The organism is Paraburkholderia sp. BR14374, from assembly GCF_040948685.1.
Taxonomy (GTDB): domain Bacteria; phylum Pseudomonadota; class Gammaproteobacteria; order Burkholderiales; family Burkholderiaceae; genus Paraburkholderia; species Paraburkholderia youngii.
Genome location: NZ_JBFPKF010000054.1, coordinates 1 through 9,013, shown reverse-complemented (window position 1 = coordinate 9,013; position 9,013 = coordinate 1). Strand labels below are relative to the sequence as shown.

The following is a 9,013-nucleotide window of genomic DNA, read 5'->3' as shown; positions in this document are numbered from 1 at the left end:
GCTCTTCGGCCCCATCGGCAACATTCCACCTGCCGAGGCAGAAGCCGCTTACTATGCAAATCTCGCTGAGTCTGTCACTGTGGCATGACGCAAGCAAAACGGTCTCCGGAAAACCCGGGGCGGCTCAAAGCGCTTGGCTGTGGCCTTGTCGCGTCGTTTTTGCACCAGAACGTCGAGTTCAGTGCCATGCTCATCGACCGCGCGCCACAGCAGATACGGCTCACCAATTACGTTGCCACACTCACCAACCTCATCGGTGCGCACGAGCACGAAAGCCATTACGTCTTCGACCTCTGTTACCACAACACGATCGATATCGCGCCGACGATTATCACCGCAGACATGCACAGCATCAACAAGATGAATTTCGCGGCCATGTACTGGTTCGAGATGGACTTTGCGCCGCGCTTCACCAACTTGCAAGCACAGCTGCAACATCTGTTTTTCGGCGACGACAACATTGAGCAGGACGACAATTTCCTGATCAAACCCGCTGGACAGATCGACTTGCCCGCCATCTGCGACGATCCGTGTGAACCGCCCCGGGGATTTCCCTCAGGATTACCCACAAGTAATGCAGTCGTGCTATTCGTTCTGCCTGAATATTCGGTACATCATCGTAATTTCATGCAGAACAAGAAAGCCACGCCAGATGACGGTAGGCCCTAAAGGATGATCACGCTTTCGGGCAAGATAGCCGCCGAGTCTGGCGATCCACAAAATCACCTGCGCGAGTGAGGGCGGTTCATCGGGCATTTCTGTACTACCGTGCGTACGGCAGTAGAGGGCCTGCCACTCGATTGGCTGCAGCAATACTTCGCACGACAGGTTTCCATCAAGCCGTGCAAGCAGCATCGCGTACAGGATTCTCCGGTTCTGTTGCAGTAAGGGTGTCGGGACGAGAAATGTCGATATGGTAAGTATGGCTTATGACACAAGGGAGTAAAACTGCTGGGAAGCAGACGACGGGTCTTTGCCCGCACATTTCATCTGTCCTTTCCTGATCATGTGCATTACCTCGATGCCGCCGAGAATGACCCTCGCACGGTGGAAGTTCTTGAATCCCAGCATCGGCCGGGTCCGGCGTTTGATTGCCCGATGGTCCTGTTCGACAATGTTGTTCAGATACTTGATCTGACGGACCTTGATCGGCGTCTCGCGATCGGCATTCACCGCATCCAGTGCGGCCAGATTGGAGCCGCTTTTGTCGATGGTCACGGTCTCTGGCGTACCATTATGGGCGATCGCCTTTTCAAAGAACCGCCGGGCAGCGACCTTGTCCCGCCTGGCCCTGAGCAGGAAGTCGACCGTGCCGCCCGCCTTGTCCACTGCCCGCTAAAGATATTTCCACTCACCTTTGATCTTGATATAGCTCTCGTCCATTCGCCAGCTTTTCCCAACCGGGCGCTTGTGCTTGCGGAAGCGCCTTTCGAAGAGCGGCAGCAGTTTGATGACCCAGCGGTACACCGTCGAATGATCCACCGCGATACCACGCTCGTCCATCATTTCCGCAAGATTGCGCAAACTCAGCGAATAGGCCACGTACCATCGCACGCACAGCAAAATCACGTCAAGCGGGTAGTGAAGGCGCTTCAGGACCTTGGCCAGGCCCGGCGCGAGTGTGGTTCGCGGTGTCTTCGTCTTCTTCATCGCACAGCTCAAAAATTCGCTACCCAATTTTAACGTGGGCCTTACTGCAACAGAACCCGAAAATCACGGGGACCCCGATGCGGGGTTGTGTCGCGTTAAGGACGATGCGACGATCAGGCGCCTAAGGTGAAGAGCATTGCTTACATCACGAGAGAATAGAATTGTTCGGCTGCAGTTGAGGCGACGCCATCGTCATACATCTGCCCCTTGCGGATCATGTGTGCGATCTCAATGCCAGACACGATGATGCGCGCACAGCGGAAATCCTTGAACCCCATCATCGGTTTGATGATGCGTTTGATGGCACGGTGATCCTGCTCGACGACGGCTTTGTTCAGCAGGGCATGGGTGCAGTTGGTTGCAGACGCAACTAGGCATTTTTGACGCAAACGGCCTTGCCGAAGCTGTTCCACAAATTCACGAGGTTCGCGATAATCACGCCCTCGCGCTGCTGAGATGCGGTTTTGCGCGTCAGGGTTCTGTCGCAGTAAGAGCGAGAGGTCGGCCAAATCCGATATGGTATGTGTAGCGACTTGCAATCGAAATCAGCCGTGCTTGCAATCGACGCCGCTTCGGGCTCGAAATAACTGCAACTGACCGGAGGCGCGTGCTTGGATTATCTGCAACCGTGCTTGCATTCCATCCCCGCCTGCTCACATTAGCTGCAACTGGTTCAAGGTCGATGTGGCGATCATCGATCAATTCGGCAATCACCACTGGATCAAAGGGCTGATCTTCAAGCATACCGACGCGATGCTGGACTAAACGCGCGTGTCCGCACGTTCATTTCCGCTTCCGCTTCGGGTAGTCCTGCCGCGCGCTGACGATCCGCACGATTTCGATAACGCCGGCCCGCTTCAGTACCCGGTACACCAGCACGTAGTTCGGGGCCAACACCATTTCACGCGTGCCGCGCACGCGGCCGGCGCGGTACAGCTCGGGATGCTCGGGCAAGGCGTCCGTCTGTTGCGCTATCCGGTCGTCCAGCTCGAGCGCGGCCGTGGGGTTGTCCTCCGCGATGTAGTCAAAGATATTGCTTCGGTCCTCGCGCGCCTGCGCCCGCCACTCCACGATCAAGATTTAGCCCCGCGTGCGATCCGCTTGCGCAATACGGCCTTCTTCTCGGCCATCTCCTGCTGCACCTGCGCGTGCGGAACGTTCGGGCGCGGATCGTCTAGCGATGCCTGCACCTGTTCGCGAAACCACTTGTCGTAAGCCCGCGCGGCATGCGCTTCCTTGAGCGCGGCCGATCGGTCGGGCCGGGTCGTGCGGTCGGCCGCTTCGGGATCGAAGTCGGCCGCATCCACTTCAAAGCGGCTGATGCCCATGTCACGCAGAAAGCCAACCAGCGTTTCGAGCTTGCGGAACACGCGCACGTCACCACTCTTGGCCGACAGAAAGCGCTCCGTCATGCCGTAGCGCGCCGCGATCGTCCAGCCGTTGCCGTGGCCGACCACGTGGGCCGCGCGCACCGCGCCGGCCTCTACAAGCTGAGTAAGCGTCTTTTGGTCGATTGTCTCGGTTGCCATCACAACACCTTTAGCCGTTGTCCGTGAGCAGTTCTGGACGCCATTCGCGCACGATGGCCTCGAACTGCGGGCCATAGCCCAGCGTGTCCGGGTAGCTGTTCGCACGCGACGCGAGGCGGAACACGACGCACATATCCTCCATGATGGCGTCGGCCACGCCCCAAGCCGTCGTCAGGTCGTAGCTGCCGCACTGGCCGGCGTTCCACCAGGCCAGCAGGAAGTCGGCGACGCGCCGGCTCTGGCCGGTGTCGCTCTGGGCGATCTTCACCAGGTTGTCGAGCGCCTGGCGCTCGGCCGGCAGTATCTGTTCGGGTCGCATGATTTCCCCTGTATGGGCCGGCTCACGCCAGCAACGATATTGGGCGCATCGCTACTATTGTACAGCCACCCATTTTACTGTAAATTGGGATAATAGCTATTCTTGATCGGGTCTTCTATTTGACGTAAGACCCGTTCTCGGTCGGTCGGGGCCACACCGCAAAATCGGCTTGCAGGGTGGGCACGCGAAATACTGCGTACCTATACAGTGTTTGCAGCAACTACGTTGCCGCGAAAAAGGTTTAAAGCTGACGTAACTTGATGTTTCGACCCTCGAGGGAAAGACATGGTTGAAGACACGAATTTGAGTCTGCTGCTGCAGGCCTTGACCGGAAATCAGCCGGTCGCAAACAACCTGAACAGTCTCTTTTCCCTCGGGTCGGGCCTCCGGCCCTCAGCACCCGCGAATCCCGTCCCGCTCAACTCGCTCATCGCGCTGAGCGGGCTACCGTGCTTCCGCCCCCGCCGATTTATCGGCTGCCCCATTGGGCCGCTGTCCGGCAACGCTTCGAGCGGTTTCATCGGAATCTCGCGCTGACGCCGCTGCATCACCGGGACGGCTTCGCCAAGCGCGCCGGCGTCGTGAATTGCCTGAATCGCGCGTACTACGGTACGGCCTCGGACACCGATCACAGCTTTTTCGTCGGCTCCTGGAGCAAAGACACGGCGGTCCGGCCGCCGCGCGACGTCGATGTGTATTTCCTGCTGCCAGTCGACGTCTACTACCGCTTTCAGGCCTACACGTGGAACCGGCAATCGGCGCTTTTGCAGGAAGTGAAAGCAAAGCTGGCGCAAACCTATTGGAACACCGACATCAGCGGCGACGGCCAAGTGGTGCTCGTCAACTTCGGCAGCTACAACGTCGAAGTGGTCCCCGCATTCGAACTCACGACGCCCGGTCGCTATTGGATCTGCGACACCCACAACGGCGGCTCTTACAAAGAAACCGCGCCTTGGGCCGAGGTAAGCGCGCTTGATGCCGCAGACAGTGCGAACGCGCAAAACGTGCGTCCGCTCGTGCGCATGCTCAAGGCCTGGCAGGCGAACTGCTTGGTGCCGATCAAATCGTTTCACCTCGAGCGGCTCGCGGCCGAGTTCATCGCTCAATCGCCGTGGCGCCTTTACGACTGGTTCTACTTCGACTGGATCGTGCGCGACTTCTTCGCGTTTCTCTACCATCGCGCCAACGGCTTCGTGTTCGTGCCCGGCACCTACGAGGTCATGATGCTGGGCAGTGACTGGCAAAGCAAAGCGGAATCGGCCTATCGTCGCGCTGCGAAAGCCTGCGAGTACGAATATCAAAACCGCGTCACCGACGCCGGCGACGAGTGGCAAAAAATCTTTGGCTGCGACGTGCCGCGGGTGGTGTGATGGAGGAGCGCACCCAACAACTCATCGCCGAGTGCAAGCGACAGCAGGAGTCCTGCGAGTACACCTCGACGGCGATCATCGAGTGGCTGAAGTGCTTGCGTCTATTGCGCTTGGCGTTCGTGGTGGTCCCGATCATCCTGGGCGGGCTCGCCACGTGGCCGCTGCTGGCGGAAGCCAAGGAATACCAGTGGGTTACCGGTCTTTGTGCACTGCTCGCAGGCCTCGCCCCTGCGGTCTACAAGGCCCTCCATTTGGATGTCAGCATCGAGGCGCTCGGCAAGAGCGAGCACCAATTCAGAATCCTGCGCGACCGCTTCCGCCAGGCGTGGTGCGTGGCTGCGCTGGGTCCTTACGAGGACTTCAAAGCCGAGTTCGACAAACTGATGGATCGCATGGACGCGGCCCGAGAGGGCAGCGTCGCCGTGCCGGACCGTTTTTTCAACAAGGGGCGAGCGAAGATCGAACGGGGCGATTACCGTTTCAACGTCGACGACCAAGACGTTCCGGCTTGACGAGGGAGGGTCGTGACGCAGCTGAAATTACCCCGCATGGTCGGGGCAATTTTGCGGGTTCTGTTGCAGTAAGGGTGTCGGGACGAGAAATGTCGATATGATAAGTATTGCTTATGACACAAGGGAGTAAAACTGCTGGGAAGCAGACGACGGGTCTTTGCCCGCACATTTCATCTGTCCTTTTCTGATCATGTGCATTACCTCGATGCCGCCGAGAATGACCCTCGCACGGTGGAAGTTCTTGAATCCCAGCATCGGCCGGGTCCGGCGTTTGATAGCCCGATGGTCCTGTTCGACAATGTTGTTCAGGTACTTGATCTGACGGACCTTGATCGGCGTCTCGCGATCGGCATTCACCGCATCCAGTGCGGCCAGATTGGAGCCGCTTTTGTCGATGGTCACGGTCTCTGGCGTACCATTATGGGCGATCGCCTTTTCAAAGAACCGCCGGGCAGCGACCTTGTCCCGCCTGGCCCTGAGCAGGAATTCGACCGTGTCGCCCGCCTTGTCCACTGCCCGGTAAAGATATTTCCACTCGCCTTTGATCTTGATATAGCGGTGAGTAGACCCGGGGAATTGCGCCGCGAGTCTCTCGCAGAACCGTGCGTAAACCTCTCGATTTACACGGCTCCCGTTATCCAACCTGTTTCCCCTGATTCTGCCAGTGCGCGAACTCTCGCGGGTACGCCTGCCTCATCTTGCGTAGCCGCTCCTCACTGCACCGTTTGTGCCGTCGCAGTGTTTTGTACTTGCGCTGAACCCAGCGCACGAGCTTTCGGTCGAGATACCGACTCAACTCATGCATGGTGGTCCGATGGAAAGCCCCGTAGTAGTTCCACCAGCCACATATCGTGGGATTACATCGCTCAGCGACTTCGAACAGTGATTTCGACGTTTGGCGCTGCAACCGCCACCCCCGCACCGTCCGTCTCATCCGTTTCAGGGCGTCAGGACTGACGCCAGGTACAAAGCTGGTCGAGACCTGCCCGTGCCTGGTCAACACCCTTCGCGGACGAAACTGAAAGCCCAGAAATGTGAAGGTCACATTCGGGTAGGTTTGGGTGCGACTTCTGTCCTTGCAATACACGATCTTTGACTTTTCCGGATGCATCGTCAACCCACATTCCGCCAGCCGCGAGGCAATGGCGTGCATAACCTCTTGTGCCTGCTCCCAGCTACGGCAATGGACCACCGCATCATCGGCATAGCGCGCAAAGGGACACTGCGGGAAGTGACGCTGTATCCAGACGTCAGACGCATAGTGCATGAACAGATTCATCAGGATCGGACTGATTACGCCTCGTACAATGTTGCATACTTTTCGCTCCGTCGTCTGAATCATTCGAATTTTCGATGGCGAGTGCTCCCGGCTGCGGATCGACCCTGAACACCACGACGATTTCGTCTTTGTGGATTTCGACGCGCTTGACCAAACCCAACGCGATCCTGCGCTTCGCTTCAAGATCAATCGTGTCCAGCTTTTCGGTGACGGCGCCGGCGAATTCCTCGAGCCGATTGATGACCAGGAACAGCTCGCTTTGTACGGCCCCTTGTTGCCTCGACTCAAGGATCTGCTGATCAATCTGCTCAAGCCAGTTCTTCAGTTGCTGCATCTTCGGTTCGAAGTCGGTCTTATCGATGATGCCGTCGGCATAGCTGTCGATCAACCTGGACTTGCCCTTTTCCAGCTGAGTCCGCTGCTTTTCAAGGCTGCCCGTGTCGAAGCTACTCTTTTCGACGCGCTCGATCATATCAAGCCGACGCTCGTATTCGTTCTTCAGTCGCTCTGGATGCCTTATCAATTCGACGACCTGCTGCCACACCAGATCATCGAGCTTGTCCGTTCGCACCTGCGGATTGTCACAGATGCGATTTCCGCCGAAACGATACGCGTCGGTTCCGACGCAGCGGTAATAAGCGTAGTCGCGCTGATGCCCCTTGGCCGCCGCCTTGCTCACCTTCTTCGCATAATAGGCGTAACGGCACTGGCCGCAAACGGTCAACCCTTGGAGCAGGCGTTGCGGCACATTATCCCGACGCTGACGTGCCAGCTTGCGGTTCTCGGCAAGCTGCTCCTGAACAGCATGGAACAGCGCTTCACTCACGATGGCCGGCACCGGAATTTCGATCCATTGCTGCCGGTCCGCACGTACGTCGAATAGGATTTCTTGGGCACATCGGCGCTATGGCGCTGGGCACGTACGCGTACCAGGTGATCACGCACCTGCGTTTTGCCGAACGCAGCCCGCCCCATGTACGCCGGATTGCGCAATATGCCCCATACCACGCTGCGGTCCCAGAACGGCTTGCCCGATGCCGTCACGGTACCCGCCTCCGTAAGCCGACGCACCACTTCACCTATGCTCAAGCGGTCCATCCCCACCCACTGGAAGATCGACCGGACTGTTGCTGCCTGGGGCAGTTCGATTACGTAGCGAGCTGGCGTTCCGTCCAGCTGCCGGCGAATGTAGCGGTAGCCGTAGGGCGCCCCGGACAGTACATTGACGCTACCGCGTTTTGCGCCGTGAAGCTTGCCACGACGGTGACGCTCGGCGATCTTCGCGCGCTCGTACTCCGCGATCATGCCCTGCATCTGTAACAGCAGCGACTCTTCCGTACCGATTGCGTGATTGAGGAATATGACCTGCACGCCGCAGGCCGTGAACTCTTCCATCAACAGCGCCTGGTGCGCATATTTGCGCGCCAGGCGGTCCGGCGACAGGATGTAGAGCCGATCGATGGCACCGAGCGCGGCACAGTCCCTCAGTCGCTCCAGTTGTGGCCTGATCAGCGTCGCGCCGCTCACGCCTGCGTCAATGAAACACATGTCCTCGACGATCTGCACGCCGTCCGCTGAAACACGTTCCTTCAGGGCGGCAATCTGGCTCTCAATGGTGCCGCGTTTGTTCTGCTGTTCGGAGGATACCCGCGCATAGAGCGCAACCATCGCGGCTTTGTTCATCGTCTACCTCGCTTGATGGTCACTCGCTTGGCCGCGGCAGGCTGCGTCGCGGAGGGCTGCGCCGTGGAGCGTGCTTCGATCGGACTGATCTGCTCGTACGCCTTTTGCAGCTGCTCCTGGGCATAGCGGTTCGGCTCGAAAGCCAGACGTACATGCCATTTCTTACGTCCTCGGGTCATCACCGCACCTTCCTGTTAGCGGGAGCGACCGTCTCAAGGACGAGGTCCACGTCAATCTTGGAACAGCCTCTGGACCAGGGCGCCAGACACTCCCTCGAAATGCGCAGGCTCCATTTTATGCGGCAGTTTGCTCTGTTGTTGGCGGCGTTACCACTCCCCCCTGCGGGGTACCGCGGTCCCGCGGCAAGCGGGTACCCTGTACAGTTTCGAATGGCGCAGTCAGCCACCTCTCGATGTACATCAGGATCCAGTCCTCTTTGATGTGTTTGCGTACCGCTTCTAGCAAGAGGCCATGATCGATTTGATCAAAGGCCGCCTTGATATCAAACTCCACCAGCCAGTCGAACTTCCAGCACCTTTGTCGGGTGAACCGCCCCGGGATTTCCGGAGGCTCCACTTCTTGAGAAAATGGAGCTATGGAAAACACGAAGAAGAAGTGTCCAAGGTACTCGCCTGAAGTTCGTGAGCGGGCTGTGCGAATGGTTCTGGAAC

Annotated in this window: 11 protein-coding genes and 4 pseudogenes; 3 read left to right on the top strand and 12 right to left on the bottom strand. The window is 58.3% G+C overall.

What is annotated here, in order from left to right; translation table 11 throughout:
* Positions 1-126 precede the first annotated feature (126 nt).
* A pseudogene (locus AB3X86_RS37240) lies at positions 127-234 on the bottom strand (DDE-type integrase/transposase/recombinase); the annotation flags it as partial.
* Between AB3X86_RS37240 and AB3X86_RS37235 the strand changes: the two are divergent.
* Positions 187-669 (top strand): Tn3 family transposase, encoded by a 483-nt coding sequence (locus AB3X86_RS37235; protein ID WP_368587389.1) that lies wholly within the window; start codon positions 187-189, stop codon positions 667-669. The pseudogene AB3X86_RS37240 and the gene AB3X86_RS37235 sit on opposite strands and share 48 nt — an antisense overlap.
* Here the strand turns inward: AB3X86_RS37235 and AB3X86_RS37230 are convergent.
* The 6 genes and pseudogenes from AB3X86_RS37230 to AB3X86_RS37205 form a co-directional block, all read right to left on the bottom strand.
* A pseudogene (locus AB3X86_RS37230) lies at positions 586-870 on the bottom strand (IS4 family transposase); the annotation flags it as partial. The gene AB3X86_RS37235 and the pseudogene AB3X86_RS37230 sit on opposite strands and share 84 nt — an antisense overlap.
* Positions 871-927: 57 nt before the next feature.
* Positions 928-1,650 (bottom strand): annotated as a pseudogene (locus AB3X86_RS37225) (IS6 family transposase).
* A 140-nt stretch (positions 1,651-1,790) separates the two neighbouring features.
* Positions 1,791-2,039 (bottom strand): DDE-type integrase/transposase/recombinase, encoded by a 249-nt coding sequence (locus AB3X86_RS37220; protein WP_368599789.1) that lies wholly within the window; start codon positions 2,037-2,039, stop codon positions 1,791-1,793.
* A 394-nt stretch (positions 2,040-2,433) separates the two neighbouring features.
* Positions 2,434-2,727 carry a type II toxin-antitoxin system RelE/ParE family toxin gene (locus AB3X86_RS37215; RefSeq protein ID WP_368587390.1) on the bottom strand — a complete coding sequence of 98 codons (294 nt, stop codon included), beginning with the start codon at positions 2,725-2,727 and terminating at the stop codon, positions 2,434-2,436.
* A complete protein-coding gene (locus AB3X86_RS37210) occupies positions 2,724-3,179 on the bottom strand; it encodes a hypothetical protein (RefSeq protein WP_368587391.1) in 456 nt (151 codons plus the stop codon). Before AB3X86_RS37210 ends, AB3X86_RS37215 begins: the two co-directional genes overlap by 4 nt.
* A gap of 10 nt (positions 3,180-3,189) precedes the next feature.
* Entirely contained in the window at positions 3,190-3,498 is a 309-nt protein-coding gene (locus AB3X86_RS37205) for a hypothetical protein (protein WP_368587392.1), read from the bottom strand.
* Positions 3,499-3,947: 449 nt separating this feature from the next.
* Between AB3X86_RS37205 and AB3X86_RS37200 the strand changes: the two genes are divergently transcribed.
* Together AB3X86_RS37200 and AB3X86_RS37195 are read left to right on the top strand one after the other, a co-directional pair.
* Positions 3,948-4,868 (top strand): hypothetical protein, encoded by a 921-nt coding sequence (locus AB3X86_RS37200; RefSeq protein ID WP_368599787.1) that lies wholly within the window; start codon positions 3,948-3,950, stop codon positions 4,866-4,868.
* Positions 4,868-5,380, top strand: a complete 513-nt coding sequence (locus AB3X86_RS37195) for a hypothetical protein (RefSeq protein ID WP_368587394.1) — start codon at positions 4,868-4,870, stop codon at positions 5,378-5,380. Before AB3X86_RS37200 ends, AB3X86_RS37195 begins: the two co-directional genes overlap by 1 nt.
* Before the next feature lie 111 nt (positions 5,381-5,491).
* On the opposite strand, the pseudogene AB3X86_RS37190 reads toward AB3X86_RS37195, so the two are convergent.
* From AB3X86_RS37190 to AB3X86_RS37170, 5 genes and pseudogenes are all read right to left on the bottom strand, one after another.
* Positions 5,492-5,935, bottom strand: a pseudogene (locus AB3X86_RS37190) (IS6 family transposase); the annotation flags it as partial.
* Between the two features lie 79 nt (positions 5,936-6,014).
* Positions 6,015-6,647, bottom strand: a complete 633-nt coding sequence (locus tag AB3X86_RS37185; protein ID WP_368599788.1) for a group II intron maturase-specific domain-containing protein — start codon at positions 6,645-6,647, stop codon at positions 6,015-6,017.
* On the bottom strand, positions 6,631-7,485 hold the full coding sequence (locus tag AB3X86_RS37180) for a zinc ribbon domain-containing protein (protein WP_368599786.1): 855 nt from the start codon (positions 7,483-7,485) through the stop codon (positions 6,631-6,633). The genes AB3X86_RS37185 and AB3X86_RS37180 overlap by 17 nt, the downstream gene beginning before the upstream one ends.
* Positions 7,482-8,342, bottom strand: a complete 861-nt coding sequence (locus AB3X86_RS37175; RefSeq protein WP_368587397.1) for a recombinase family protein — start codon at positions 8,340-8,342, stop codon at positions 7,482-7,484. Before AB3X86_RS37175 ends, AB3X86_RS37180 begins: the two co-directional genes overlap by 4 nt.
* 294 nt (positions 8,343-8,636) lie before the next feature.
* A partial coding sequence (locus AB3X86_RS37170; RefSeq protein WP_368599785.1) for a reverse transcriptase domain-containing protein occupies positions 8,637-9,013 on the bottom strand: 377 nt, incomplete at its 5' end.

What these genes read in the sequence shown, in the direction of transcription:
- AB3X86_RS37235 (WP_368587389.1), top strand. Translation starts at nt 187, where the DNA reads ATGCTCATCGACCGCGCGCCACAGCAGATACGGCTCACCAATTACGTT.
- AB3X86_RS37210 (WP_368587391.1), bottom strand. Translation starts at nt 3,179, where the DNA reads ATGGCAACCGAGACAATCGACCAAAAGACGCTTACTCAGCTTGTAGAG.
- AB3X86_RS37205 (WP_368587392.1), bottom strand. Translation starts at nt 3,498, where the DNA reads ATGCGACCCGAACAGATACTGCCGGCCGAGCGCCAGGCGCTCGACAAC.
- AB3X86_RS37195 (WP_368587394.1), top strand. Translation starts at nt 4,868, where the DNA reads ATGGAGGAGCGCACCCAACAACTCATCGCCGAGTGCAAGCGACAGCAG.
- AB3X86_RS37185 (WP_368599788.1), bottom strand. Translation starts at nt 6,647, where the DNA reads ATGCACTATGCGTCTGACGTCTGGATACAGCGTCACTTCCCGCAGTGT.
- AB3X86_RS37175 (WP_368587397.1), bottom strand. Translation starts at nt 8,342, where the DNA reads ATGAACAAAGCCGCGATGGTTGCGCTCTATGCGCGGGTATCCTCCGAA.